We start from the raw sequence: 25,809 nt of genomic DNA, 5'->3' as shown, positions 1-25,809 counted from the left end.
CGGCTCACACCTCACAAGGCGATAACGGCATGAACTCCGCGCGCAGCGGCCGGACCAACTACACCCATGACGCGTCCCACCGAGGCACTGTCGCGACACAATCTGCCCGAATTCGGGCAGGGATGTTGGCGAACCCGGTCGGGGCAGGCATGATCGTGCGAGTGAATGACGGGGTACCCACCGAGTTGGTCCGCTACGTAGTGGCGTCCACCGGCCTACCCGAACGCGTGGCCGCCCGGGTCGTCGCCGACATCGTCGGCTACTTCGACGAGACGGCCGAGCAGTTCGTCCGGCGCAGGCACGCCGAGCTGCAAGCTCGGGAGATGCGCAATGCCGAGATCTGGCGACGCCTCGAGGTCGAACTCGGCGAGCGCCCGGTCGCGGCACCGTCATTCACCGAACGGCAACTTCGTCGCATCGTCTACGGGTAAGGGGTTCATCACGCCATGTGTGGAATCGTCGGATACATCGGTCACCGGCAAGCCGTTCCCGTGCTGCTGGAGGGTCTGCACCGGCTCGAATATCGCGGCTACGATTCGGCCGGATTGGCACTGCCGCATCGCGGCAAGGCGCGCGTGTGCAAGACCCGTGGCAGGGTGCAGGACCTGCGCGACAAGGCCGACACCACTGCCCTGCGCGGCACCGTCGGCATCGCGCACACCCGCTGGGCCACCCACGGCGAGCCCAGTGATGCCAACGCCCACCCGCACACCGACGCCGGCGGCCGTATCGCCGTGGTGCACAACGGCATCGTCGAGAACGCCGAGCAGCTGCGGGCCGAGCTGACCGCGCTCGGCATCGATCTCGTCTCCGACACCGACACCGAAGTGATCGCCCACCTGGTGGCACGTGAGCTCGAGGAAGCCGAGTCCCTCGAAGACGCCGTTCGCGTCGCGCTGCACCGGATCCGAGGCACCTACGGTCTGCTGGTGCTCGACGCGCGCCGCCCGACCGAGCTGGTGGTCGCTCGTAACGGCAGCCCCATCGTGCTCGGCGTCGGCGACGGCGAGATGTTCGTGGCCTCCGATGTCGCTGCCCTCGTCCACCACACCCAGCGGGTGGTGTTCCTCGACGACGGCGAGCTCGCGACCGTCCGCGACAGCGAATTCCGCACCAGCACACTGGGAGTCGAGTCCGAACAGACCGACAAGACCCCGACCACCATCGACATGGTGGCTGAGGACTACGCACTCGGCGGATTCCCCGACTTCATGCGCAAGGAGATCGCCGAACAGGGTGAGGCCGTCCGCCGAGCGCTGCGTGGGCGCCTCGACGACCGCTTCGCCACCGCCCACCTCGGCGGGTTGAACATGGACGCTCGCGAACTGCGCAGTATCAGCAAGGTCGTCTTCCTCGGTTGCGGTTCGGCCTACTACGCGGGCCAGCTCGGTGCCCAGCTGATCGAGGAACTCGCCCGTATTCCGGCCACCGCGGAACCGGCCTCGGAGTTCCGCTACCGCAATCCGGTCGTCGATCCCGACGCGCTCTATGTCGCGATCAGTCAATCCGGCGAAACCCTCGACACCCTCGCCGCGGTGCAGGAGCTACAGCGCAAGGGCGGTCGTGTGATCGGCGCCGTCAACGCGGTGGGCAGCGCGATCGCTCGCCAGTGCGGGGCAGGAGTGTTCCTGCACGCGGGCCCGGAGATCTCGGTTGCCTCGACCAAGGCATTGACCAATATGACCGTGTCGTTCACGATGCTGGCCCTGCTGCTCGGCCGGGTTCGCGACCTGTCGGCCGCCGACGGCCATCGCATCGTCGACGGCCTGCGCGCCCTGCCCGCCGCCATCGACCAGGTCCTCACCGACGAAGACGCGATCGCCGAGATCGCGCACCGCTACGCCAAGGCCCGCAGCATGTTCTTCATCGGCCGGGTGCGGGCGTGGCCGGTCGCCCGCGAAGGCGCGCAGAAGCTGAAGGAGGTCTCCTACGTACACGCCGAGGCCTACCAGGCCTCCGAGCTCAAACACGGCCCGCTCGCGCTGATCGACCAGGAGATGCCCAGCGTGGTGATCGTCCCCGACGACGAACTGCTGGCCAAGAACCTCAGCACCATCGAACAGATCAAGGCACGCGGCGGACCCGTGATCGCCGTCACGAACGCGGACCTGCCGCCGAACGCTGCCGACGAAGTGATCCGGGTCCCGCGCGTCGCACCGGAATTGGACCCGATGCTGCTCACGATTCCGCTGCAGCTGCTCGCCTATCACACGGCCATCGCGCTCGGCCGCGACGTCGACAAGCCGCGCAACCTGGCGAAAAGCGTCACCGTGGAGTAGCGGTCGCGTCGAGCGCGAGGCACGGCGGCGGGGCGGCTGGCAGGATCGTGGCGTGACTACCGCGAACCTGACCCGCTCCGAGACCGCCGCGCGATCGGCGGCGATCACCGTCCGCGCCTATCGCGTCGAACTCGATCTGTCGGCGGCCCCGGATCAGTCCCGGGACGGTTTCGCGACGACGACCACCGTCGAGTTCGATGCCACCGCCGAGCAGACGTGGCTCGACTTCATCGGTCTGTCCGTGGAATCGGTGACCGTCAACGGCGTGGCGGTCGCGGTCGAGTACGACGGTGCCCGGCTCGTGGTCGGGGGATTGTCCGAAACGAACGTGGTCCTGGTTCGGGCCACCGGTGCCTACAGCCGTTCGGGCGAGGGCTTGCATCGGTTCCTCGATCCGGTCGACAACCAGACCTACCTGTACACCCAGTACGAGCCGGCGGACGCGCGGCGGGTCTTCGCCTGCTTCGAACAGCCGGATATGAAGGCGCCGTTCACATTCGCGGTGACCGCACCGGCCGGGTGGCAGGTGATCTCGAATCGACCGTTCGCGGCCATCCAGGACAACGGCGTGCTCCAGAACGTCGAGTTCTCCCCCACCTTGCCGATCTCGACGTATATCACCGCCGTCGCGGCCGGCCCGTACCATCGCGTCGAATCGTCGTGGACGCGAGGTCAACTCACGATCCCGCTCGGGATCTATTGCCGCGCTTCGCTGGCCCGGTACCTCGACGCCGACACGATCTTCGAGGTGACGAAGCAGGGTCTGGACTTCTTCGCCGAGAACTTCGACTACCCGTACCCGTGGGGCAAGTACGACCAGGTGTTCGTCCCCGAATACAACCTGGGTGCGATGGAGAACCCCGGGCTGGTCACGTTCACCGAGGCCTACGTGTTCCGTGGCGCGGCCACCGCCGCGCAGTACGAGGGCAGGGCCAACACGATCCTGCACGAGATGGCCCACATGTGGTTCGGCGATCTGGTCACGATGGTGTGGTGGGACGACCTGTGGCTCAAGGAATCCTTCGCCGACTACATGGGCGCGCTCGCGAGCTCGGAGGCCACCGAGTGGACCGACGCCTGGGTGGCGTTCGCGAACCGCCGCAAGGCCTGGGCGTATCTGCAGGATCAACTGCCGACCACGCACCCGATCGTCGCCGATATCACCGACCTCGAGGCCGCCAAACTCAATTTCGACGGCATCACCTATGCCAAGGGCGCGAGCGTGCTCAAACAGCTGGTCGCCTATGTCGGCCGGGAGGAGTTCTTCTCGGGTGTACGCCGGTACTTCCGCACGCACGCATTCGGCAACACGACTCTCGACGACCTGCTGGCCGAATTGTCGGCGGATTCCGGCCGCGATCTGGCGGGCTGGGCGCGGGCTTGGTTGCAAACGACCGGGGTGTCCACCCTGACCTTCGACAGCGGTGCGATCGTGCAAACCGATCCGCGCCCGCACCGGCTCGCTGTCGGGCTCTACGACTTCGATGCCGAGGGTGACTTGGTGATTCGCGAGCGCGTGGAACTCGACCTCGTCGACGCTCGCACACCGGTGACTCTCGCACCCGCTGCACTGCGTCTGCTCAACGACGGTGATCTCACCTACGCGAAGGTTCGTCTCGACGTGGATTCGCTCGCCACCGTGGAGAGTTCACTGAATCGGGTCACCGACCCGCTGGCGCGCGGACTGATCTGGTCGGCGCTGTGGAACGCCACCCGCGACGGCGAACTCCACGCCGAACGCTACCTGTCGATGGCTCGTGATTTCGCGCCCGCCGAAACGAACATGGCGTTGCTCACCGCCGTCCTGGCGAACGCGTCCTTCACCATCGGGCATTATCTGCCCGATCCGGCGCGGGATCGGTGGCGCGGTGAGTGGCTCGAATCCTGCTGGGCCACACTGCATTCGTCGGCACCGGGCTCCGGCGCGCAGCTGGCGTGGGCGCGTGCGGTGGCGGCCGCCGCCACCGTCGACGGGCGCCGTGCCACCGACATCCGGGCGATCCTGCTCGACCGGGCACCGGACGGCCTGGCCCTGGATCCCGATCTGCGCTGGGCGCTGTGGACGGCGCTGGCCGCCACCGATGCGGCGACGGTCGCCGACCTGGACGCCGAGGGGGAACGCGACGACACCGCATCGGGGCGAACCGCTCACCTGCGCGCACTCGCGGCCCGCCCTCGCGCAGACGTCAAAGCCGCGGCATGGAATTCAGCGCTGAGCGACACCACCCTGACCAACGACCACCTCGACGCCACCATCGACGGGTTCCGCGCCGGCCGCCACCGCGACCTGATCGCGCGCTACGACGTCGACTACTTCGCGGCACTGCGCACGGTATGGGATCAGCGGAGCATCGAGATCGCCCGGCGCATCGTGGTCGGGCTCTTTCCCGCCGCCGACTCCCTCGACGGGGTCGACCGGTGGCTGGCCACGAATGCCGACGCACCGAGTTCGTTGCGTCGGTTGGTCGTCGAACAGCGTGACCACCTCGCCCGGGATCTGCGCGTGCGCGACGTGAACTGATATTTCCCATTTCACGTCGGGTTAAACATCTAAATCCGAAAAAGTCGTTCTGTCAACCCCAGTCGACCAATAACGGTTTAATAACCGACGCGTTGGTGAACCCTTGATCTATGACCAACTCACGTAATCGGACAACGAGTACGCCGAGCATGGATCTGACCAGCACCACCATCATGTTGGCCACCTGCGTGTTCTTCCTCTTCGGCCTGGCCGCACTCACCGGATCGCTGCCCGCCGCGATCTTCGGCGCCGTCGGCCTCGGCGCGGGAATGATGATGACGTTCCGAATGCTGGACCTGCACGCACTTTAGGTTCATCTCCGCAGATCCGGAGCGCATTCGAAGGCCAGGAGCTGATCCGCATGTCCAAGACCACCGACCGCACCTACGAACACGCCGAACCCCTCTTCGCGCGCTGGGCGCTGACCGATCCGCGCAGCCCCGAACACGACGCCCTGCGCGACCGGATCATCGAGGTCTGTCTACCGCTCGCCGAGCACATCGCTCGCAAGTACGCCGGCCGTGGCGAGATCTTCGACGACCTGCTCCAGACCGCGCGGCTCGGCATGGTCATGGCGGTCGACCGCTACGACGTGACCACCGGTTCACCGTTCCTCGGCTTCGCCGTGCCGACCATCATGGGTGAGGTGCGCAGGCATTTCCGCGATCACATCTGGCCACTGCACGTTCCCCGTCGCGAGAAGGAACTCCAGGGCAAGGTCAGGGAAGCGAGCGAGGAGATGAGCCGTCGGCTCCAGCGCTCCCCCACCGCCCACGAACTCGCCGCCGAGCTCGACGTGCCGGTCACCGACATCGCCCGCACCCTCGTGGCGGCCAACGCTTTCCAGACCCGCAGCCTCGACACTCCCGCCCGCGACAACGACGGCGATCCCGGCATGACCGTCGCCGAGACGTTCGGCGACGTAGATCCGAGCTACCGTCTCACCGAAGACACGATCACCGTCGCGCCGCTGCTGGCGCAACTGTCGCCGCAGGACCGGCAATTGCTGATCTGGCGGTTCTACGACACGCTCTCCCAAGGCGAAATCGCCGAACGCCTCGGGGTGTCGCAGATGAGTGTCTCCCGCAAGCTCACCAGGCTGCTGGGTGATCTGCGTGCCAAGGCCGCCGACGACCAACCGGTAGCCGTCGCCTGATCTTCGGCCCGCCTGCACCGTGCCCAGACGAGGCGGTGCAGGCTTCGACCGATACCGTCCATTGACTCTGCGGCTACCGGGCTGCACAGTTGATAAAGCAGAATCTCGCGCGTGTCGTGGCGGCGTCCACCGGGTCGGCGCTGTTCACATGGTGTGTCAGTGTGGTGCTCGCCGGCGGGAAGGGTGCGATGACGATGCGCGGTCGACGGAATCGACGGGACCGAGAGATTCGCGAAGTGCGGGAGATCCGGGCCAGTCCGGCCCATCAAACCGCGAAATTCTTGCTGTCGGTGCTGATGCTGGTCTGGTTCGGGGCCGGGCTGGCGGCGGCGATGCAGCGGGACTACTTCACCAATACCCCGGCCAATTGCGGCGATCTGGGCACGATCGGCCTCACGGTGCTCGCGGGCCCGCTCAACTACCTCGGTATGAACCCGAAGGTCTCCGAATGCCAGTTGCCGGAGCCGAGCCGCTGAGCGCACGCGCGACCGGATGCCGCCTCAGATGAGTTCGGCGAGCTGGTCGCGGTCGGTGGCGTCGAGCTTGATACAGGCCCGGTAGATGTGGCCTTCGACCGTGCGGACCGAGACACAGAGCCGTTCGGCGATCGCGCGGTTGGACAGGCCACGGCCGATGAGGGCGGCGATCTCGCGTTCGCGTTCGGTGATCGGCAGAGGGCGCGCCGCCGCGGTGATAGCGGGAGTGCCCGCGCCGTCGCAGCGCGCGGCCAGGGCCGTCGTGCGGGCGGCCGCCTGGGCGCTGGGCCTGCGCTGTCCGGCATGGTCGTAGATCGGCACCGTCTGCGCTTCGGCATCGGCTGCCGACAGCAGGAGCCCCGCAGACTCGAACTCGCGGCTGACCGCGGCGAGCGCGCGGGGGTCGGCAGCGCCGAGGGCAGCGGCGTGGCGGGCGTAGATCGCCGCCACCGGGCCCTGGACACGACCGGCGACGGTCGTGAGCCGGGTGGCGAGGGTGCGATCGCCGAACCGGGCGGCATGGTGCAGCGCTTCGGCTTCCATGGCGTACTGACCGGCACTGTGCGCCAGGTCGGCGGCCTTGCGGGCCAGGTCGACCGCCGCGTGCGCGCTGTGTTGGGCAGCGGCCAGCCAAGCGCGCGCGATGATGCGCTGCGGTTCGTGCAGGGCCATGTGTGGCCCGCTGTGCTCCTCGGCGTCGCCGAGCACCCGCTCGGCCTGTTCGACCTCGCCCAGCGCCGCGTAGGCCCGGGCCAGCAGCAGCCGCGCCGGCAGCTTCCACGGCAGCGAATTCTCGGCGTTGAGCGCCGCCAGCGCCTGTTCGAAGGCGGTGATCGCTTCGCGGAACCGCCCACGATAGGTGGCGACGACACCGTCGGCGATGCGCGCGATCGCCCAGCCGACGAACTGCCCTGCCGAGGAGAACTCGCGGTATTCGATCGCGCGCTGCTCGGCGAGGTCGAGGTCGCCGATGGTGGTCAGGGCGAGAACGTCGCCGTAGCGGACCATCACCCGGATGATCCCGTCGGTGGACTTCTGCTGCGCCCGGCCGCAGGCCGCGATCGGCGCGAAGTCGGCGCCGCGACCGGCCACCGGCATCGCCAGACCCAGGGCGAACGCGGCGAAATCGACGGCCTGGCGGGGTGAGTTCGGATCGGCGATCACCCGCTCGGCAGCCTCGATTCCCTCGTCGAGGTGGTTTTCGTGGACCGCCATCGCCGCCGCGGCGGCATCGACCGTCAGGCGAAGAGCGGGATACTCGACGCGGGTGCGCAGCATTTCGACCAGGTCGCGGGCGTGATCGACATCGCCCAGCGACCAGAACCGCAAGCTGGCGCGCACCACACCCCACTGCACCAGTTGCAGCGGATCGAGGCGGTCGGGATCGAACCGGGCCAGGATCTCGTCGGCATGCTGGGGCCTGCCCTGCCAGAGCAGCGCGCGGGAGAGCAGTTCGGCCGCGCGCAGCCCACCGCCACGCTCGCACGCGGCGCGGGCGAGCCGTTCGCCCAGCGGCAGATTGGCCAGCGACACCGCGTCCTTGGCCGCGTCGATCAGCAAGACGATGTCGATCGGCCGATCGCTGTCCACGCACAGGCGCGCCAAGCGGATACGGTGGGCCGGTGTGCTCAGGTCACGGTCCTGCAGCGTCTCGACGAGGCGTCCGCGCCGGGTGCGCGCGGCGGCGGTGCCGAGACGGCAGCGCACCACCTCACCGAGCAGGGGATGACTGAACCGGACATCGACGACCCCGTTGTGGCTCGTGACCCGGATCAGGCCGGTGACCTCGGCGGCGTCCACGGCGTCGGCGCCGACGAGCTCGCTGAGGATGTCGACGTCAAGCGGCTCGTGCACAGCCAGCGTCTCCAGCACGTCGAGCACAGGCGCTCCCACCCTGCTCAATCGCTCGCCGAGCAATTCGACCAGACCCGAGGGCACCGCGGTGGGCCCGCGTAACTGCCAGACGCCGTTGACGTCGGTCAGAGTGCTCGCCTCGACGCCACCCTCGACCATGTTGCGCAGGAACAGCGGGTTGCCGCCAGAGGACTCCCACATCACATCGGCGCTCAGCCCCTCCAGCGTCCCGCCGAGCACGGTCTCGACGAGTTCGGTGCACTGGGTTTTGGTGAACGGCGCCAACTCGATTCGCTCGAGGTATCCGTCCTTCCACAGTGAGGTGACCGCGTCGGGCAGCGGTTCCCCGGTGCGCACGGTGGCGATGATGCGGGCCCCGCGGTCGACGGCGATCTGGTGCACCAGCGTGGCGGAGAGAATGTCGAGCAGGTGCGCGTCGTCGACGCCGATCACCGTATCGGGCTGGGCGAGCACGTTCTCCCGGGCCGAATGCAGCAGCGCGAGCGGATCGCGCGAGACCGACGCGGCTATCCAGGGCGCGAACGCACCGAGTGGAATGGCTTGTGACGACGCGGTACAGGCCACCCAGCGCACCGGCTCGGACAGCACAGCGGTGACCATCCGGGCCAGGGTGGTCTTGCCGACGCCCGCGGCACCGACGAGGATCACGCCACCGGTGTCGCGGTTCGTCAAAGCCTTACGGACGGCGTCATATTCGGCGGGACGATCGAGCAGCTGCCAGAGTCCGCCCATACATGGAAAGTGTAGTTCCCGTCCGGCCCCGTCACAACGCATCGGCCCGGCGACACGGCCGACGCGCGGGCGGACCGGCGCGGCGGGCGCGCGCGGCGGATGGATGGGTGCCGCGATGGTCACGGCGGGAGCTCGGTGGCGTCACGGGGCTCGAGCCGCGGCGCGTTGTTGACGTCGTGGCGGTAGTTGCTCGAGGCCTCGTACACGCGCTTCTTGAGCCGGTTGATCGAGCCGAGCGGTCGGTGCGCGTCCAGACCACGCCAGGAGTTGAACGAGAGCACGTCGTCACCGTAGGCACGCCGCTGCGGGGTGTACGGATCCTGCACGTCGAAGCGGATGGTCGCCACAGTGCGGTGCGGTGAGTCGCCTTCGGGCCATGGCACAGTCGCGTCCTCGATCGGCATGGTGGCGGTATCGGTGCACAGTTGCGCGCGCAGTTCGTAGGTGGCGCTGTGCGCGGCGAAGAAGTCGACGATCAGGTCCTGATGCGCGTTGACTCCCGCGTCGGGGTCGACCGGTTGCCCTTGCAGCGCAACGACTTCCGGCGACACCGGCACGTAGAGCAGCTTGGCCACATAGTCGCCGTAGCGCAGTGGCGCCGAGGAGTAGAAGGTCTCACCGAGGATGTGGGTGTTGGGCGCGACGAAGACACCGAGATTCGGTGGCACGCTGCGCCCGATCCGGCGCAGCACGTGCGTGTTCAGCGCGGCGACGAGGTCGCTGCCCGCGCGCAGGGCGGCATCGGGCAGCCGGGCCAGCACCCACGCGGTCGGCATCCCCTTGGTGAGGTAGGCGTGCGCGTCGGCGAAGAGGAACTCGCGGTGGGTGACCATGATGAAGTCCTGCGTGCTCGCCTCGTCGTCGGGCAGCGCACGCGGCCCGTGTACTCCGAGCACCTTGATCCCGAGTCCGCGGACGCCGCGGAGCTGATCGCTGCGGATCACCCCGGAGGTGCTCGACAACCGCGCGATCACCGGATAGGTGCCCGGGGTGGCGAACATGCCCTGGGCCAGTTCGGGCGGCAGGCCCGCGGGCACCGTCAGTTCGCCGCGCAGGATGCCGTGACTCTTGGCATGGGCGTCGCGCAAACCTCGCTTGTACTTGCGGTAGGCGCGTTCATTGTTGTCGCGCAGGACCGCGATGATCTTGTCGATGATCTGTTCTTCGTCGGGCCTCGGTCGTTCCAGGTCCTCGCGGTAGCTCACATAGCTCATCGCGGGCTCCTCCACGGGGCGAACGGATTCGCGACGCCCTCCAGCGCGGGCGCGAGGGTCGGGAAATGGCGCAGCAGCACGCTGCGCATCGTGTTGTCACGCACCCAGGCCAAGCCCGCCTCGGTGTAGACCTCGGGCCGGAAGTCGGTGGTGAAGAACCGGTCCGCCGACAGGCGCCGCGACGCCATCAGCACGAACACGCGAAAGGCGGTGTCGCTGAAGCCGAAACCGGGCGGCTTGGGCTCGGCGTAGAGGCCGATCATCAGGTCGACATCGTCCACGTCGCCGTAGACCTGTTCGAGTTCGCGCGCCCACCGCGGATCATCGGTGAGTTCGTCGAACGAGGTGACCGGCGGGAGGCGCAGGTGCCGCCGGAACTCGTTGTAGCGCGGCACACCTCGCTCGCGGACCCGCAGGATGTCGACGGTCGCGAGATCGAGCAGCGGTTGACCCGGACGCTCGAGCTGTTGGAGGTGGACGGGGTAGTTGTGCAGCGTCAACGCGCCGGGATTGGCTCGGCCGAAGGAGTAGAGCAGCGTGTCCATCGCCGTCTCGGCGAGCCGTTCGCGGATGTGGGTGACGCCGAGTTCGGGCAGCGGGTGCTCGGCCAGCACGGTGTCGTCGGCGAGACTGCGGACGACGAGCGCGTCGGGGATCAGCGGATGCATGCGGTAGACCGAGACGAACTCCTCGGTGAGCGAGTACGGCACTCCGCTGTCGTCACGCGCGGAACCCGGTATGCCGCACAGCACTTCGTTGCCGATGAAGTGGCCGAAGCGCCGCGAAACCCGCTCTCCCAGCACGCCGAACCAGTTCGCGCGCATGGCCGCGACGGTGGTGGGATGGGCGATCACGGCCGGTGTCCAGTCGACGGTGTGGATCTTCGCGATCAACGCGGAGTTGACCAGCCGGGCGGTGTCGTAGAGCTGCTGGTCGTTCATGTCGGGGTAGCGCCGGGTCAGGCGGGCACAGATCGCGTTGTGTTCGCGCAGGAACAGCGAGTGCAGCAGGGCCAGGCCCACCCAGGCGTTGGCCGCCGAGGGGTCGAGTGCCACCAGCCGCTCGGCGTCCAGCGGCGGGAGCCCGAGTTCGTCGATCACGAGCTGGCCGTGTTTGCCCGAGCGCAGCGAAGCGGCGAATTCCGCCGTCTTGCCGTAGATCTGAGAGGCATCCCACCAGTGGGTCTCCCCGGTGACGTAGGTCGGCGCGGCGCCCGCATCGGGGGCGGGCACTGTCACCGTGCGTGGGATCGTCATCGGGGGGTGCGGCCACTGATCGTCGTCGTCCAGGGTGACGACGAAGGGGTCCTGTTCGGCGGGGTCGTGCACGAACCAGTCGTGCACCTCGAACTGGATCCAGGCCGCCGCCAGCAGATTCAGGGTGGTGGCCGGCTGGAATCGGTCGCGCGTGAGCAGCTGCCTGCTGATCGTGCGCGGGTTGGGTTCCATGATCCGCGCGGGATCCTCGGGGTAGGTGCGATCGAGTGGAACATTGCGGCCGAATCGGCAACCGATCGAACCCGCGCGCGGGTCGTCGGGGCTGTTGTAGGTGCCCTCGACGGTGCGCGCGTTGCGGTGTTCGCCGGTGTCGTCCGGGGGCAGCGGTCCGGCCGGGTGCGGGCCCGTGTCGAAGAGGTTGCGCGCCCGCAGTCTGCTGCGCAGGCCGACCAGCACGGCCAACCCCAACGGGGTCGGTAACCGGAACCAGCCGACACGCCGGTCGAGCGCCTCCGCGGCGGTGACCAATGCGCGAGTGACCAGTGATTGCTGCTGTGCGTCGACCATCGAGAACCTCCACGGAATGGCGCGTGCTCCCCGCCTACCGGACCGATCGAATCCAGTCTCCGGCACCTGGTCAGGCCTGTCACGAGTAGTCCACTACGCACGCGCACGCGCACGCGGGCACCGTGGCGCCGATCCGGCGCCACTGTCGTCGACGGTCGTCGCTCGACCCGGACGCACGACCTGATCGGGTAGCGCACTACGCGCGCGCCGCGGCCCGTCGATGGGCGAATCTGGCTTCCAGGGGGCCCGCGCACCGCGGGCAGCACCCGTCACAGCGACAGAAAGGGGGCCCGGGTGATCACGCCGATCGAGATCAAAGTGAACCTCGACGGGGATGTCGCGGGCGCACTGCACCGGCTCCGATGTCCCGATACCGCCGCGGTCTACCGCGACATCTGGTTCGCCGAGCCGCTGCACCCGGGTACCGCGGGGGCGCCCACGCTGCTGTCGAGCCGCATCGTCATCCGGTTGCGCAGCGGCGCGGAGGAGGACGATCTCACCGTCAAACTGCGACCGTGCGTGCGCTCCCAGCTGGCGGGCCGCTGGGCGGCACCCTTCACCGAGCCAGGTGTGCGGTACCGCATCGAAAGCGATTGGTCGGCCGATCGGCGGATGCTGTCGGCCTCGGCCATCAGCTCCCGGCCTGCCGGTTCGCTGCGCGCGGCCGTGGCCCGGGGCGTCGATGTCACCGACGCGCTCCACTCGGCTCAGCGGCAGTTCCTGGTCAGCTGCACGCCGCCCGGCGTCGCGGTCGACCACCTGCGCGCGATGGGACCGGTCGCTTCGGCACGGTGGGCGGGGGTGCCGGTGGGGACACTGCGCGCCGATGTCGAGCGGTGGACCGGCGCCGGACTCGATCTGGTCGAGCTGTCACTGAAAGTCACACCACGACAGGGGGATTCGCCCGTCGATCTGCACCTGCGCGCGCTCGACGCCCGGCGCGAACTCGAAGCCGCCCTGCGCACGCTCGGCGTGACGATCGCGTCGGGTGATACCAAAACCGAGCAGGTGCTCACCGCACTGGCGGCGGCGCACCGGCTCGGATAACGCTCGGCAGAGGGTCGGTGACCGGTCCTGATCGACATCGTCGGCGACGCGGACCTGCCCTGCGACTGTCACGGTGCCGGATGGCCCGGATCGACCACGCTGTCGATCGGAGCCGGCCTCCGGCGGATCCGTGGCACTGCCATCACAGCGGCTCAATTGGCGATGATGAAGTTGAACAGCACCCTGATATTGCTGTTCCACCCCACGTGATATCGCACCGTCATCGTGCCGTCGGCGTGCGGAACCACATTCAGGACCTGGGTGGTGGCAGGTCCGAGGAACGGGATGTTGTTCGTGTCGATCTCGGTCAGACTGACCGAGACCTGACTGTCCGCCCGCACGTCAGCGTTCGGGAATCCGAATACCCAGGCGCCCGTTCCATGGGTGCGCAAGATCTTCTGTGCCCAGAAAATCGACGTGATATTGGTCTGGTCGATCGCCCGAACGTCGGCTTCTTCGGCGCCGTAGCCGGTTTTCGCCGACTCGAACGCCTCTTCTTCGGTATCCGCGCTCGCTGCCACGACCGCATCCTCCGTATCCGTTTCCAACATTTCGGTGCCCTTTCTCGGCGGAAAAACTGTCTGGAGCTATCGTCGCGCGCGGGCGTGTGGGTGCGAATGCGTAATCCACTACCCCAATACGCGCGGGTGCGGCGCCGGTCGGGTCACGCATTCGAGTAGTCCGCCACGCTATCGAGTTCGACACGGCCGCAGGAGGATCGAGAGGTGCCGATTTCTCGGCATCAGATCATCGATCTCTCTAGATGGAGGAACGGCAGTGAGCGGATATTCCTTATCTGTTCACGATCAAAGCGGGCGCCGATTTTCTCGATCAGCGCCCGTTCACGCCGTAGCGCCGAGGGTCCGGGCCCGCCTACCTGTGTCGAGTGATTGTCGTGCGAATCGTGGTGTGGCTCATACGGACAGCGTGTGTCCGATCGTGGCCGCCACCGCGGCGTGGGCGAGGTATTCGGCGATGTCGTGCGCCCGCTCCTTGGGGTTCTCGACCGGGAGATCGCGCAGATCCGGCCCCCAGGCCTGACGCAGTGGGCAGCCGATGGCGATCGGATCGCCGGCGTACCAGGTGTTGAGCCATTCACCGACCCGCTCGGGCCTGCTCGGCCCGCCCGTCAGCAGCTTGCGGTACACCCCGTCCAACCCGAGCGGGCTGCCCGCCGTCACCAGCAGTCGCACGTTCAGTTCGCGGGGCAGCTGGGTGAGCAGATCCATCGCGACCACGGTGCCGAGACTGTGGCTGACCAGGATCAGTTCTCCCTCGGTGGGCGCATCGGTGAGCACCGTGTCCAGCACACTCTTGCGGACCCGTTCGTCGTCGAGATAGGCGGCGACGTCTTTGAAGATGGCGCCGATGAGCGCGGAATCGAGGCCACTGCGGGCGGCGATCCAGCTGAGCTGGTCGTGCAACCGCCCCAGCACCACCGCACCGAACCCACCGAAGAGCTCGCGCGCTTGGGGGTCGGCGGGTAGGTCACCGGCGTCCGGCATCCCGGCCCGGCGCGCGGCCTCGGCGACCAGGCTCTCGTAGAGTGCCGGACCGGAGTCGACGGCCTCGCGGGTGTCCATGCTCTCGACGAGCTGGTCACCGTAGAAGGGGAAGTACACATCGGCGGGGTCGATGGGGCTCAGGCCGGCGAGGGTGAGTCCCTTGTTCAAACCCGCTGTCCAGTTGCGGCGCAGTTCGACCGGGTCGCGGCCCTGTTGTCCGCGTCCGTGCAGGAACAGCACGCTGCGTCGACCACCGAACGCGGTCGACCGACCGCGCAGGCCGCGCACCAGGCTTTCGGGGGCCGACCCCCGTGCCGGCACCGGCAGTGCCGTCGCCGCCTCGCTCGGTGCGACCGCCGCGAGCCCGAGTTCGTCGAGCAGGGCGCGCTGGGCCGGATCGAACTGCCGCGATCCGAGATCGTGCAACAGCACGCTCACCCGAACGCCCTCGTTGGCGATCCAGTCGATCGCGTCGTCGCCGTCCCCGGACTGCCACAGTTTGCCGTCCTTGCGCAGTACCCGGCCTTTGTCGTCCTTCTTCGGGACTCCGGCGTGATGCAGCGCCACGATCTCCCACTGATCGTTGAAGACCGGCGAGCCCGAATTCCCCGGTTCGGTGTCGGAGGCGTAGTGCAGGAAGTCGTCGAGTTGCAGGTCGAGGCGGTTGTGCCGGATCGAGATCTCCTTGAGCCGGCCCGAGGGGTGCCCGACGACGTTCATCGCCTCACCGATCACGATCTTGCCGGGCTTGGCGATCAGCGGATTCCAGCCGAAGGTGACGCCGGGCGCCACGCCGTCGGGCCCTGGCGCCACCCGCACCACGGTGTAGTCGAGGTGTTTGTCGGTCACGAAGAAGTCGTCGGGGGCCAGGCGGTAGCGCACGGTGGGGTTCGGGACGTTGTCGATGTCGGCCTCGGCCCGGAACTCGACCACCACCGACTCGGCCGCCCCCCTCGTCGGCAGCACATGATTGTTGGTGAGCAGCAGTTGCGGCGACACCATCGAACCGGTACCCATCGGCACCTCACGGCCGTTGTCGGCCAACGAGATGCGCGCCACCGCCGCGGCGGCCCGAGCACCGCGGGTCAGGAAGTTCGCGGCCTGCAACTCGTTGGCGAAGCCGATGACCCGTTCGAGCGAGCGGATGCTGTCGACCGGGTCCTGCCTGCCGAGTTCGATCACCGCCTGCGCGGGGACTTCGCCGGTGACGAGCAGCCGGTCGGCGCGGGCGAGAATCTGTTCCTTGGTGTCGACGACATCGGACTCGGTCACCGCCCGCAGGCGGGTCACCTCATCACGTTGCGCCTCGGTATCGTCGAATCGCTGCGATGCGGCGTCCATCTGTTCGTGCCATGCGGTGGTACGAGCGTCGCTCTCGGTATCCATGGGTCACCTCGCCCGGAGAATGTGTGCTGGGGTATTCAGCGTGGGCGCGTGCGCGGTGCCGATCACGAGTAGTGGACCACTCGACTTCACCGCGCGGGCACCTGCGCGATGTCACGGATAGATCGTGTGGGCGGCGTTCACATCGCCGGCCGACAACGCGGAGCGCTGGCCCATCGTCACGCCGGGCGGTACGGGCACACGCGCGAGGATCGTCGCCTGCCCGGTGGTGCTGAACGCCGTCGCGGGGTAGTGCATGATCGAGCCGAAGTCGTAGCCGCCGACGTCGTCACCGTCGGTGATGTGCTGATCGAAGTTGTGCCGGTGCGCCGGGTCGACCCGGTCGAGCCGCACCGCGATGAAGTTGCCCCGGTCCTCCCGGCTCTGCTCGTGCCAGAGTCCGAGCGCGTGCCCCATCTCGTGGACCACGGTGCCCACGGGCGCGGAAGCGGCGAGTTCGATCGTCTGCCGTCCGCCTCGCCGCCCGACCGGCGACCGGCTCGACGTGCTGGGCACGAACCGTACGAAGTCGCCGTGGGCGCCGGTACGCGGGACGAACCGGATCCTGGTGCGTGAGTTCCAGTGCGCGACCGCGTCGACGACCCGCTGCGGTGCTGGCAGGGCCGGGTCGACCTCGAAGGGGACCACGGCATTCGGCCAGCGGAACACCGCACCGGAGATCACCACGCCTTCCTGTCGACGGCGGGCATCGATCTCCTCGAGGGTGCCGAGCACGATGTCGCCCTCGAAGATCGCGAGGTCGTCGACCGCCGCGTAGCGCAGTTCGCGCACCCCGTGCGCGACGCTGCCGATCAGCGCGGAGCCCGCCTCCGGGCCGGAATGGAATTCGCCGGTGTCGTCGGTGTCGATGACCGGTCGGAGAGTGTCGTCGATGATCATGGCGGTCGTGCTTCCTGTGTCGGAGCCGACGACGGCGGGATCCGTCGCCTGTCCTGGAAATCGTGGTCCGCTGACCTCCCGGCGCGCGTGAGTAGCGCGCTACCCGATCACGCGGACGCGATCGCGTCACCTCGCCACTATCGATCGCCGGGCAACGAGCTCATCAGCCTCGGGTTCCACACGGTCACCGGGTCGGACCCGGACACGGCCCGTGCGAGGGAGTGGTCAGACCTGATGGCACGCGTGCGGGACGCGGACCGGCACTGACTACGCTGACAACAGCCCGGCATACGCAGACAGGGCAGGCACGTGCACCGACCCGCGAGGAGAACTACCCATGTGGCCGTCCGACTGGCCTTCGTCAGCCCGCGCGATCGCGACCGCCGTCGAGGCCGCCGTCAGCGCGGCGAGGGCCGCCGACGAAGCCGGGTTCGGCGCGACCACGGCGGATCTGTCCGAACTCCCCGCCGACCAGGTCACCTCGGTGCTGGCAGCGATCGTTCGGGACCTGCTCGAGATCGCGCATCCGGATGGTCTCACCGGTGACGATGTGCGCGCCGTGCTGGAATCGGTGGTCCGCCGATCGGCGACGTGGCTGCCCCGACTCGACGCCGCCGCGGTCTTCAGCGCGCTCGCCGGGGCACTCGGGATCGACGAGGCGGCCGAGCCCGACCGGGCGTGGACCAACCCCCAACCCGCGGCGGTCCTCCTGATCGAGTACCTCGCCGATCTCGCCCGGACACCCCCGGGTGACGCCGTTCAGCGCGCGATCAACGAGATCGCCCGGGCCGAAACCGTCGAAATGCCCTGAGCTGCTTCACTCCTCGTCGAGCAGCCGCCGGATCTCAGCGCGCAGGACGACTGCCACACGGTCGGCGGACAGGGGCGGCAGACCCGCTTCGATCAGAGCGGCCGCCACATTGAGCGTCGCCTCCTCGACGAGGTCGGCGGTGGGGATCTCGGCAGTTCGGGCGGAACGGGCGTCGGCCCACGCCGATTCGGTCGCGGCGACGGTGTTGTCCAGCGCGGTGTCGTCGGTGCCGGAGTTCATGGCCTCGGGCAGGTCGCGGCGCACACGGCGACGAACGGCGACACCTATGCGCTGCGCGAGGGTCTGAGTGGCGGACTGGGACCCTTCCTTGATCGCCTCCGCGATGCCGTCGGCCACGTTCTTGAGCAGCCACAGGCCGACCACGGCCGCCAGGGTGGCAGGGTCGAAGCGCACCTCCCCCGACGGTTGCAGGCGGGGCAGGTCGGCGGCCAGTTCGTCCGCGATCGCCGCGGCCGAAGCCTCGAGGTCACTCATGTATCGCCTTTCAGTGCCGGAAGCAGGTGGGCCCGTGCGGATTTGGGGCGGCGCAGCGCTGTCTCGCCGTCGAGCAGGATACGCCGGACCCGACGCTGGTCGCCGGCGGCGACGGCCGCGGCGATCAGGCGGCGTTCCTGATCGAAACCCGCGTTGTCGAGGTCGAGCCACTGATGGAACATCCCGTCGACGACACGGACGGCCCACTCGTCGGCGACCTGATGGGTGCGCGTGTGCGCCTCGTCCCCGGTGGTCGAGGCGAGCGTCGCCGCGACTGTTCGCGCGGCGTGCATATACGGGTAGGTGTCGTAGAGCGCTTTGGCGAATCCACCGCGGTCGTAGGCCGGCTGGTGGACGGCGGTGTCGCGCATCTGCTCGCCGCAGTCGAGGAAGCCCTCGGCCAGCTGCTCCACGATTTCCTCATAGCCGTCGCGGATCGCTCGTTCGACAAGCGGTGTGATCGGTTGGCCGGCAGTGAAATTCGCGTCCGCGTACGCGAGTTGCCGAGCCCACAGCCCGATGCCGGTGAGCGGGTCTGCGGTGTGGGCGATGGCCCCGGCGAGCATGATCGCGGTCAGCGCGTCGGCGGCGGTGGCGCCGTCGACCAGACCGAGTTCGCGCTGTTCCCAGACCGCACCGACCAATCGATGCTCCTGCGCGGTGACGACCTCGAGTGGGTCCATACCCGCACGGGCGAGCTCGCCCAGGCGCAAATCGCGGATGAGGGTGAGCAATCCGGCCCGCAGCGGCGATCGCGCGCCGGGGGCGGTGATCGCGACCGCGTTGCCGATGAACCGCTGTAGCGGCGCGAGCCGGACATCGGATACCTGACACGCGCGAGGTGCCAACGCGGCGAGCCGATCTCGCGCGGGCGTTCGCGTCAGGTCCACGTCCAGCGTGCGCCAGTGCGCGGCTTCCGGCGGCGGCGCGTCGTGCAGGCGCCCGGACAGGTCCGAGCGCACCTGCGCCCAGCCCTCGCGTACCCGCCCGTCACGGTCGAGGTGTCGCAGATGCGCGGACAGGTTCTCCACGCCACGTTCGGGGTCCTCCGAGACAGCGGCCAGGTCGGCGTCGGCGGTGCGCGAATACTGTTCCAGCAGTTGCACATTGGCGTCGATGTAGATCGGATCAGCGCCGATCAGCGCGCACGCCAACAGCATTGCCTCGTGGAAGCAGTCGGCGTCGCTCGACGGCAGCATCCACATGTCGAGGCCCCCTCTCGCGGGTGAATCTCCTCGAATGTAGCCGAGTTCGCCGATCGAGTGTGTTGCTCGGCCACGGCGCGCGGCCCACCGGAGCCGACCCGCCGTCGAGATACCCCGCGTGCGCGTTCCGGTGCCGGGCGGGTCAGCGGCCCGCCGCGGTGAGCCGGTAGTCCGCTTCGAGCAGCATCCATGCGCTCAGCTGCACCGAGAGGTCCCGGCTCAGGTTCGCCGACGATGCCGCGGACGCGTCCGCCAGCTGGAGAAAGGTCCCCGGATGCTCGGGCACCGTGACCGGGCGGGTCCAGTCCGCACCGAACAGCGGCAGCCCGTTCACCTCGGCACGGTTTTCCCAGGCCGCCCGGGCGGAGGCGTGCACGATATTCGCCGCGGTCGTGTTATCCAGCGACAGTGCGGCTTCGGCGAGAAAGCGCGCGAGGATTCCCATGAAGAGCCCGGAATCGTTTCCGGCGGCGGCGACGATCACTCCCGCGGCGGTGAGCCGCTGCTCGACCGCGGCGATCACCGCGGCAGCACGGTGGCGATGAACCGATTCGCCTGTGCGCAGAGCCAATTCGGCTTCCAGTCCGATGGCCACACCCTGGCAGTAGGTGTGCACGGTGCGGTCCACCTGCCCGCCGGGCTCGTGGACCCCATCGTGGATCAGGCCGGTTTCGGTGTCGCGCAATCGCGTGTGCAGGAAATCGGCCAGTTGGCCGGCACGGGAGAGTTCACCGAGGCGCGCCAGCGCGATGCCGGTCGGGCCGATCGCGGGCGTGTTGTAGAAGTCGTCGCCGTTGCGCCATGGCACCGCGCCCACATCCGGGTTCCATCCTTCGAGCAAGGCTCCCCGCAGATTCCCGATCGCGTCGCCGAACCGGACGTCGAGCAGTCGCTCGGCACGCTCGAGGGCGATTGCCAACCACCCCATGTCGTCGTAATAGCGGTTGGTCCAACCGGTGATGTTGCGGGCTCGGATACCGCGTGCGAGGGCGACGACCCGATCAACGCGGTCGGGAGTGCTGGTCCGGTGCGCGGCATCGATCGCGCAGTCGAGCAGGTGTGCTTGCCACCAGTAACACCATCGCCCGAGCAAGGACCTTTCGGTCAGGTCCGCGGGCCACGCGAGCACTCCCAGCCGATAGTCGGGCAGACCGAGCAGCGAGTGCACATGCCGCTGCACGATCGCCTGTTCGGCCAGGTCCGCGCGCTCTCCCGGACCGCTGTCGACCGAGCACTTCCGGGTGATCGTGCCCGCCTGTGTCGGCTGCGCCACCGCGGTCAGCGCGATCGCCGCCCCCGCCGCGCACAGCACGCTGCGCCGACTGAACTCGTGGTTCAGGCGATCCATTCGCTCGGACTCCTCCTACTGGGCATCGGCGTCGGTGCCGAACCCTCAGAGTCCCGTGTCGCGATTGCCAAAGCTTGAACTGCTCCGGTGCGCCGTGAAAACGTTTCACACCGGTTACGGCTCGTCGGCCTCGGCGCCCGGGGAGTAAGGCGAGCTGAAACCGGGCACCCACTCGAACGGGGTCGCCCCCGCACCGGCGGTCCGCTCGGCCGCCGCGGCGAACGGAGCGTTGTTCTGCGTCAGCCGGCCGATGGCGCGTTCGAGTGCGGGCAGGATCTCGGTGATCGCGAGATCACCGTGCGCGAAACGTCCCAGCAGGGCATAGACCATATTGGTCAGCACGAGAGCGAGATCGGCCGCGTAGTCCTCGTCGAGGCTGGCGAACATCGTGCTCACCGCGGGCAACACCGCGGCGAAACCCTGCGCGTCGAGGCGCTGCCCGCCCGGACCGGAGCGGGCGTGGTAGTAGGCGGCGAGCATCCGTGGGTGACGCTCCCATGGCTCGAACACGTAGCGGGTCACCCGCTTCAACACGTCGGCGAGCGACTCGTCGGCTCGCGGCGGGTCGAGTTCGGTGTAGGTGTTCGTGGCCATCCACTGTGCGACCGCGGCGAGGACGAGTTCGTCGCGGGTGGGGTACAGCTTGTAGACCGTGGTCAGCGACACCTGGGCGACGCGGGCCACCCGGCGCAGCTGAACCGCGTCATACCCCTCCGATTCGAGCAACGACAGGGTGGTTTCGGTGATCTTGCGCGCGGGATCACCTTCGCCCTTTCTGGCCACCACGTCACAGTAGTCGATCGTCTCGTCGCGCCACCGAGGCGATTCGACCTCAGATGCGCGTTCCCACATCCGCGGCGACGAGGTTGTCCATGGCCCGCTCCGCGACCGCCGCGATCGTCATCGACGGATTGCACGCGGCGGCGTTGCCCGGCAACAGCGCACCGTCGAGCACGTAGAGCCCCGGCTGGTCATGGACACGGCCGTCCAGGTCGCACACCGAGCCCATGCTGGCCCCACCCAGCGGATGCCAGGTCGAGGGAAACAGCGAGTTGGTGTCCAGCAGCATCCCGGTCGAACCCGCGATGCGGCGCACGGCGGGGTCGATGTGGTTGTTCTGGATGGCCTGGTCGCCGTCGTGGGGCCAGTGCAGAATCGCGTCGTCGCGGGCGGCGTCGTAGGTGAACGCCCCGCGACTGTCACTGACGCCGTAGCCGACGAGCATCGTACTGGCCGGGTCCACCGACATCGGCGGGATGGAGGCCTGGATCACGGTGTGCGCGGCCTGCGGATCGTCCCAGTTCTTACTGCCGTACACCACCGGACCACCTTGTTCCGCACCGAATTTCGCGGCCGGGTCCGACCAGACATAGATGCGGTCGGCGTTGGTGCCCCAGTTCTGGCCGAGCCCGTCGGGCAGGTCGGGAATCAGGCCCTTGGCTCCGGCTCGCACCAGCAGCCGGGTGGTGTTGAGACTGCCCGCGGCCAGGATCACCGATCCCGCGGTGAGCACCTTGTTCTCGACCACGGCACCCGCGGTGTCGAGACGTTGCACGTGCACGGTCCAGCGGCCGTCGCGGGCGCGTTCGAGATCGGTCACCTCGTGCAGGGTCTGCACCTGGCAACGGCCGGTCGCTTCGGCGGCGGCGATATAGGTGACGTCGACGGAGTGCTTGCCGCCGTTGTTGACTCCCATCGCACCGTCACCGTTGGTGTAGGAGGCTTTCATCTCCCCGCGCAGCTCGGCCAGCGCGAAGTTCCAGTCGATGGGCATCGGGATCTTCGACAGCGGCATTCCGGCCCCGCGCACCCGCTCCGCGAAAACCCGTGCGGCCCGGTAGTTGTCGGCGGCGATCAGCTCGTCGGGAGCTTCGGCCAGGCCGAGCATCCGTGCCACTCGCGGATAGTGCACCCGATCCATCGTCGCCCAGTCCAGCTCTTCGGGAAAGTGCGCGTTGAACACCGTCTCGGCGGGCTGCAGCGACATGCCCTGGTAGACCAGCGATCCGCCACCGACACCGGCGGCGCACAGCGCGGTCATGTTCACCCCGGGCACCGCCTCCACCAGCCCGGCGTACGGGTCGAACACGAGCGGTCGCCCGAACAGGTTCGGGCTCGACCGGTACCACAGCAATCGCTTGTCCGGGGCGGACGCGCGTGGGAAGGTCTCGGCGTTCGGGCCGCTGGGCCACCGCTGACCTCGCTCCAGAACCGTCACCGTGACACCGGCCTGCGCCAACCGCAGCGCACTGACGCCGCCGCCGAATCCCGACCCGATCACCACCACCCGGTGCTCCTCGTAGGTCAGCGGAACAGTGTTGGACCGCAGGGCGATCGGAGCCGGCGTGCCCGTGGGGCGGGCACCGAGAATTATCCCGCTCGCTGTTGCCGCGGCAACCAGCATCGAGCGGCGCGAAATGGCTTTCACACAGATCCTTGTTCAGTCGATGCTGCAGCCGGAGACCGGCTTGTCCGCTAGACGATCGAGTAGATAGGTGAACGCGTTGTCGGGCCCGAAGCCGTCGATGATCTCCGGCCCGAAGTGATTCGGGATGGTGGTGCCGGGAAGGATCGGCGGGAGCTCGTTCGTGCGGAAGGTGACCGTGGCGCCCTTGCCGCACCAGTCTTCGGCGAGTCGCCGGGCCTGTCCGTACGGGACGGTGTCGTCGTTGCGGCCGCTGGTGATCAGGACCGGCGTGGCCGGGGTGGAGTTGCCGATCCGCAGTTCCGCCAATACCGGTGTGGCTTCGGGCAATTCGGCGAGATGGGCGGACAGCGGTCGGCCGTCCTTGGTCAGTGACGCGGTTTGCAGGAAGGGGTGATGCATGATCACGTCGGCGATGCACGAGTCGCTCAGGGTCTCGAGCATGGCGCGACCGGCCGGACTGGTGACCTGGTCGACCGCGCGCTGCAGCTCGGGATAGCGAGCGAGCATGCCGTTGACGGCGAACCCGATCGCGCCGCCGATCAGCGCACCGTCGATCTTCTCCAGAATCGCGGTGAGGTCGGCGACCGGCCCACCTGCCCAGGTGCCTTTGAGATTGAGTTCCGGCGCGTAGCTCGGCTGCATCTCCGCGGCGGCCGCGGTGGCGCCACCGCCCTGGGAGTAACCCCAGAGCACGACCGGCGTCTCCGGTCCGGCACCGCCCAGATTGTTGGCCGCGCGCACACCATCGAGAATCGCGTGCCCGCTCTCGAACCGGTTGGCGTAGGTGTGGATGCCGGGTGTGCCGAGGCCGACGTAGTCGGTCACCAGCACCCGCGCGCCCAGCCCGCTCCACACCACCGACGACGGCAGCTCCTGGTTCGCCGAGATCCCCAACGGCTCGGTGGACACCGCCATCCCGGTCGAGAACGCCACCGACATCGCGCAACGGTCGGCCTGCCCCGACGTGCCGGGGCCGATGACCACCGTCGGACGCGGTCCCACGCCCTGCCACGGCCCGGTCGGCTCGAGGTATGTCCCACTCACCGCTACCGGCGACCCGTCCTGCAATCGAGACGTGTACATCACGTGCTGCGCCTTGCCCGGCCATCCCTGCTCGGTGGGCGGTGTCACGAACAAGGTCATCGGTGCGGTCTTGATGATCGCGCCCGGTTCCTGCGGGATCCGGTCCGGCGGTGTGTAGAACGCACCGACGGGCTCGGCCGCGGCCTCGCCCGTCCGGGTCACCACCCCGGTCGCCGCCATCGCACCGGCCAAGACCATGACCGCGACGACGCGCCCGGCACGCGGCCACACCCGTCGAAGATCCTGTCGCTTCATCGAGAACCTCTCCGTCGTCATCACCGGTCGGCGTCGTCGCCGCAGTGACCCAAGTCGCCGGAATGGCAGATCATGATGCCTGTCACACCAGCGCCGACAGAGAGTAACACGGTTACTGTTCAGTGCGAACACCCGCCGCCACACAGCACCCCACCGTGCCGACGACCACGCGACTCGCCGTGGTAACCGAAGAACTCGCGTGGTGAAAGCTGTTCCAGCGAATCATCTTTCAGACCGCTTCGGCTGTGGGATGGTGCCGGAATGCTGATCGAATACGGAGTGTGGGGTTCGCGATTGGTACTGGCCGGGGCTTTCGGACTGTCGGCATGGGGGAAGCTGGCGGACGGGCCCGCGACACGGAAGGCGTTGGTCGACTTCGGGACAGGCATCAGGTGGGTTCCCGCGGTGGCGATCGGGTTACCGGTGGCCGAGGGCTTGGTGGCCGCGGGCTTGCTGCTGCCGTGGACGGCGGGAATTGCGGGCGCGGCGTCCGCGCTGCTGCTCGCCGGGTTCACCGCGGCGATCGTGCGATTGCTGCTGCGCAGGAGCATCCGAGCTGCTCCTGCTTCGGCGCGGCGAGTTCGGCGCCCATCGGGCCCGCGACACTGGTGCGTAACGGCCTGCTGCTGGCGCTCGCCGCCGTGGTCACGGTCGGCGCGATCCGATACCCGCGGGTCCCTGCCGGTTTGCCCGTCGAGGCCGGCGTGGATCTCGTGCTGATCGCGATGCTGGCGGTCGTGCTGACCTGGACGCTCGGGGAGTTGCGCGCACTTCGTCGGCGGGTCGACGAACAGGCCCTGTCGACCCTCGGCGCCGAGGGGCTGCCGGTCGGTGCGGTGGCACCGGAGTTCGAGTTGCTGGCCGCCGAGGGTGGGCGGATCGATCTGGCGTCGTTGCTCGCGCCGGGAAAGGCGATCCTGCTCGTGTTCGTCCATCCGGGGTGCGAAATGTGCGCGGCGCTGGCCCGCGAGTTGCCGCGCTGGCACTGCCGCGTGCGGGAAACGTTGACCGTCGTGCTGGTCGGCAACGGCGACCTCGCCGAACATACCGCCTGGGGGCGTGCGCAGGAGGTGGGCGACATCCCGATCCTGGTGCAACAGGGCAATGAGGCCGCTCTTCGCTATCGGGTCCGGGGAACGCCGTCGGCGGTGCTGATCGGCGCGGACGGGCGGGTCGCGGCCGCGGTCGCCCGGGGTGCCATCGCGGTGCGCGAGTTGATCACCACGGCGAAGACGGAGGCGGGGCGGCGATCACCTCGTCGAGACGAGCTCGCCTCAGGGACGCGCCGATAGGCGCTCCCTATTGCCCCGTT

The 25,809-nt window shown here is 68.5% G+C and carries 22 protein-coding genes; 10 read left to right on the top strand and 12 right to left on the bottom strand.

The genetic code is table 11. From position 1 onward, the window contains the following. The first annotated feature begins 161 nt into the window (after positions 1 to 161). From ACWF99_RS01375 to ACWF99_RS01350, 6 genes are all read left to right on the top strand, one after another. Complete coding sequence (locus ACWF99_RS01375; protein WP_378652893.1) at positions 162 to 431, top strand: hypothetical protein; 270 nt, start codon at positions 162 to 164, stop codon at positions 429 to 431. Positions 432 to 446: 15 nt separating this feature from the next. Further along, the gene (gene glmS / locus ACWF99_RS01370) at positions 447 to 2,279 is read left to right on the top strand and encodes a glutamine--fructose-6-phosphate transaminase (isomerizing) (RefSeq protein ID WP_378628884.1); all 1,833 of its coding nucleotides are present in this window, start codon (positions 447 to 449) and stop codon (positions 2,277 to 2,279) included. Positions 2,280 to 2,331: 52 nt separating this feature from the next. After that, positions 2,332 to 4,800: an aminopeptidase N gene (gene pepN / locus ACWF99_RS01365; protein WP_378628882.1), complete on the top strand. Its 2,469-nt coding sequence runs from the start codon at positions 2,332 to 2,334 to the stop codon at positions 4,798 to 4,800. 110 nt (positions 4,801 to 4,910) lie between these two features. Beyond that, positions 4,911 to 5,111 carry a hypothetical protein gene (locus tag ACWF99_RS01360; RefSeq protein WP_378628880.1) on the top strand — a complete coding sequence of 67 codons (201 nt, stop codon included), beginning with the start codon at positions 4,911 to 4,913 and terminating at the stop codon, positions 5,109 to 5,111. A gap of 50 nt (positions 5,112 to 5,161) precedes the next feature. Further along, on the top strand, positions 5,162 to 5,956 hold the full coding sequence (locus ACWF99_RS01355; protein WP_452533947.1) for a SigB/SigF/SigG family RNA polymerase sigma factor: 795 nt from the start codon (positions 5,162 to 5,164) through the stop codon (positions 5,954 to 5,956). Between the two features lie 161 nt (positions 5,957 to 6,117). Then, positions 6,118 to 6,432 (top strand): hypothetical protein, encoded by a 315-nt coding sequence (locus tag ACWF99_RS01350; protein WP_378628876.1) that lies wholly within the window; start codon positions 6,118 to 6,120, stop codon positions 6,430 to 6,432. 24 nt (positions 6,433 to 6,456) lie between these two features. On the opposite strand, the gene ACWF99_RS01345 is transcribed toward ACWF99_RS01350, so the two are convergent. The 3 genes from ACWF99_RS01345 to ACWF99_RS01335 all read right to left on the bottom strand — a co-directional run bounded on the left by ACWF99_RS01345 (position 6,457) and on the right by ACWF99_RS01335 (position 12,037). Beyond that, a complete protein-coding gene (locus tag ACWF99_RS01345) occupies positions 6,457 to 9,039 on the bottom strand; it encodes a LuxR C-terminal-related transcriptional regulator (protein WP_452533945.1) in 2,583 nt (860 codons plus the stop codon). A gap of 119 nt (positions 9,040 to 9,158) precedes the next feature. Beyond that, the gene (locus ACWF99_RS01340) at positions 9,159 to 10,253 is read right to left on the bottom strand and encodes a catalase family protein (RefSeq protein WP_452533944.1); all 1,095 of its coding nucleotides are present in this window, start codon (positions 10,251 to 10,253) and stop codon (positions 9,159 to 9,161) included. Beyond that, on the bottom strand, positions 10,250 to 12,037 hold the full coding sequence (locus ACWF99_RS01335) for a peroxidase family protein (RefSeq protein ID WP_378652907.1): 1,788 nt from the start codon (positions 12,035 to 12,037) through the stop codon (positions 10,250 to 10,252). Before ACWF99_RS01335 ends, ACWF99_RS01340 begins: the two co-directional genes overlap by 4 nt. 294 nt (positions 12,038 to 12,331) lie before the next feature. On the opposite strand from ACWF99_RS01335, the gene ACWF99_RS01330 reads away from it, so the two are divergent. Beyond that, positions 12,332 to 13,084 (top strand): hypothetical protein, encoded by a 753-nt coding sequence (locus ACWF99_RS01330; RefSeq protein WP_378628868.1) that lies wholly within the window; start codon positions 12,332 to 12,334, stop codon positions 13,082 to 13,084. Between the two features lie 152 nt (positions 13,085 to 13,236). Here ACWF99_RS01330 and ACWF99_RS01325 read toward each other — a convergent pair whose 3' ends face one another. The 3 genes from ACWF99_RS01325 to legP form a co-directional block, all read right to left on the bottom strand. Further along, complete coding sequence (locus ACWF99_RS01325) at positions 13,237 to 13,605, bottom strand: hypothetical protein (RefSeq protein ID WP_378628865.1); 369 nt, start codon at positions 13,603 to 13,605, stop codon at positions 13,237 to 13,239. A gap of 393 nt (positions 13,606 to 13,998) precedes the next feature. Further along, positions 13,999 to 15,975, bottom strand: a complete 1,977-nt coding sequence (locus ACWF99_RS01320; protein ID WP_452533941.1) for a trypsin-like serine peptidase — start codon at positions 15,973 to 15,975, stop codon at positions 13,999 to 14,001. Positions 15,976 to 16,086: 111 nt separating this feature from the next. Next, positions 16,087 to 16,872, bottom strand: coding sequence for a Dot/Icm T4SS effector Zinc-dependent metalloprotease LegP (gene legP / locus ACWF99_RS01315; RefSeq protein WP_452533939.1), 786 nt, complete (start codon positions 16,870 to 16,872; stop codon positions 16,087 to 16,089). A gap of 337 nt (positions 16,873 to 17,209) precedes the next feature. On the opposite strand from legP, the gene ACWF99_RS01310 reads away from it, so the two are divergent. Then, a complete protein-coding gene (locus ACWF99_RS01310) occupies positions 17,210 to 17,683 on the top strand; it encodes a hypothetical protein (RefSeq protein WP_452533937.1) in 474 nt (157 codons plus the stop codon). 6 nt (positions 17,684 to 17,689) lie between these two features. Here the strand turns inward: ACWF99_RS01310 and ACWF99_RS01305 are convergent, their stop codons facing one another. The 6 genes from ACWF99_RS01305 to ACWF99_RS01280 all read right to left on the bottom strand — a co-directional run bounded on the left by ACWF99_RS01305 (position 17,690) and on the right by ACWF99_RS01280 (position 24,497). Next, positions 17,690 to 18,178 (bottom strand): hypothetical protein, encoded by a 489-nt coding sequence (locus ACWF99_RS01305; protein WP_452533936.1) that lies wholly within the window; start codon positions 18,176 to 18,178, stop codon positions 17,690 to 17,692. Beyond that, positions 18,175 to 19,383, bottom strand: a complete 1,209-nt coding sequence (locus tag ACWF99_RS01300) for a hypothetical protein (protein WP_452533934.1) — start codon at positions 19,381 to 19,383, stop codon at positions 18,175 to 18,177. The genes ACWF99_RS01305 and ACWF99_RS01300 overlap by 4 nt, the downstream gene beginning before the upstream one ends. Positions 19,384 to 19,525: 142 nt before the next feature. Next, positions 19,526 to 20,731 carry a glycoside hydrolase family 76 protein gene (locus ACWF99_RS01295; RefSeq protein WP_378628852.1) on the bottom strand — a complete coding sequence of 402 codons (1,206 nt, stop codon included), beginning with the start codon at positions 20,729 to 20,731 and terminating at the stop codon, positions 19,526 to 19,528. A 114-nt stretch (positions 20,732 to 20,845) separates the two neighbouring features. Continuing rightward, on the bottom strand, positions 20,846 to 21,514 hold the full coding sequence (locus tag ACWF99_RS01290) for a TetR family transcriptional regulator (protein ID WP_378628849.1): 669 nt from the start codon (positions 21,512 to 21,514) through the stop codon (positions 20,846 to 20,848). Between the two features lie 49 nt (positions 21,515 to 21,563). Continuing rightward, positions 21,564 to 23,159, bottom strand: a complete 1,596-nt coding sequence (locus tag ACWF99_RS01285; protein WP_452533932.1) for a GMC oxidoreductase — start codon at positions 23,157 to 23,159, stop codon at positions 21,564 to 21,566. Positions 23,160 to 23,171: 12 nt separating this feature from the next. Continuing rightward, on the bottom strand, positions 23,172 to 24,497 hold the full coding sequence (locus tag ACWF99_RS01280) for a lipase family protein (RefSeq protein WP_378628844.1): 1,326 nt from the start codon (positions 24,495 to 24,497) through the stop codon (positions 23,172 to 23,174). A gap of 261 nt (positions 24,498 to 24,758) precedes the next feature. On the opposite strand from ACWF99_RS01280, the gene ACWF99_RS01275 reads away from it, so the two are divergent. Together ACWF99_RS01275 and ACWF99_RS01270 are read left to right on the top strand one after the other, a co-directional pair. After that, a complete protein-coding gene (locus tag ACWF99_RS01275; RefSeq protein ID WP_452533930.1) occupies positions 24,759 to 25,217 on the top strand; it encodes a MauE/DoxX family redox-associated membrane protein in 459 nt (152 codons plus the stop codon). Next, positions 25,106 to 25,789 (top strand): peroxiredoxin family protein, encoded by a 684-nt coding sequence (locus tag ACWF99_RS01270; protein ID WP_452533928.1) that lies wholly within the window; start codon positions 25,106 to 25,108, stop codon positions 25,787 to 25,789. Before ACWF99_RS01275 ends, ACWF99_RS01270 begins: the two co-directional genes overlap by 112 nt. Positions 25,790 to 25,809 lie beyond the last annotated feature (20 nt).

It is taken from the genome of Nocardia sp. NPDC055002, from assembly GCF_053608825.1.
The sequence above is the reverse complement of the archived record's forward strand: the minus strand, read 5'-3'. Positions and strand labels throughout refer to the sequence as shown.

Coding starts and splice junctions, on each gene's coding strand:
- glmS (WP_378628884.1), top strand. CDS start 447: ATGTGTGGAATCGTCGGATACATCGGTCACCGGCAAGCCGTTCCCGTG.
- ACWF99_RS01360 (WP_378628880.1), top strand. CDS start 4,911: ATGACCAACTCACGTAATCGGACAACGAGTACGCCGAGCATGGATCTG.
- ACWF99_RS01355 (WP_452533947.1), top strand. CDS start 5,162: ATGTCCAAGACCACCGACCGCACCTACGAACACGCCGAACCCCTCTTC.
- ACWF99_RS01345 (WP_452533945.1), bottom strand. CDS start 9,039: ATGGGCGGACTCTGGCAGCTGCTCGATCGTCCCGCCGAATATGACGCC.
- ACWF99_RS01340 (WP_452533944.1), bottom strand. CDS start 10,253: ATGAGCTATGTGAGCTACCGCGAGGACCTGGAACGACCGAGGCCCGAC.
- ACWF99_RS01335 (WP_378652907.1), bottom strand. CDS start 12,037: ATGGTCGACGCACAGCAGCAATCACTGGTCACTCGCGCATTGGTCACC.
- ACWF99_RS01320 (WP_452533941.1), bottom strand. CDS start 15,975: ATGGATACCGAGAGCGACGCTCGTACCACCGCATGGCACGAACAGATG.
- legP (WP_452533939.1), bottom strand. CDS start 16,872: ATGATCATCGACGACACTCTCCGACCGGTCATCGACACCGACGACACC.
- ACWF99_RS01310 (WP_452533937.1), top strand. CDS start 17,210: ATGTGGCCGTCCGACTGGCCTTCGTCAGCCCGCGCGATCGCGACCGCC.
- ACWF99_RS01305 (WP_452533936.1), bottom strand. CDS start 18,178: ATGAGTGACCTCGAGGCTTCGGCCGCGGCGATCGCGGACGAACTGGCC.
- ACWF99_RS01300 (WP_452533934.1), bottom strand. CDS start 19,383: ATGTGGATGCTGCCGTCGAGCGACGCCGACTGCTTCCACGAGGCAATG.
- ACWF99_RS01295 (WP_378628852.1), bottom strand. CDS start 20,731: ATGGATCGCCTGAACCACGAGTTCAGTCGGCGCAGCGTGCTGTGCGCG.
- ACWF99_RS01280 (WP_378628844.1), bottom strand. CDS start 24,497: ATGAAGCGACAGGATCTTCGACGGGTGTGGCCGCGTGCCGGGCGCGTC.
- ACWF99_RS01275 (WP_452533930.1), top strand. CDS start 24,759: ATGCTGATCGAATACGGAGTGTGGGGTTCGCGATTGGTACTGGCCGGG.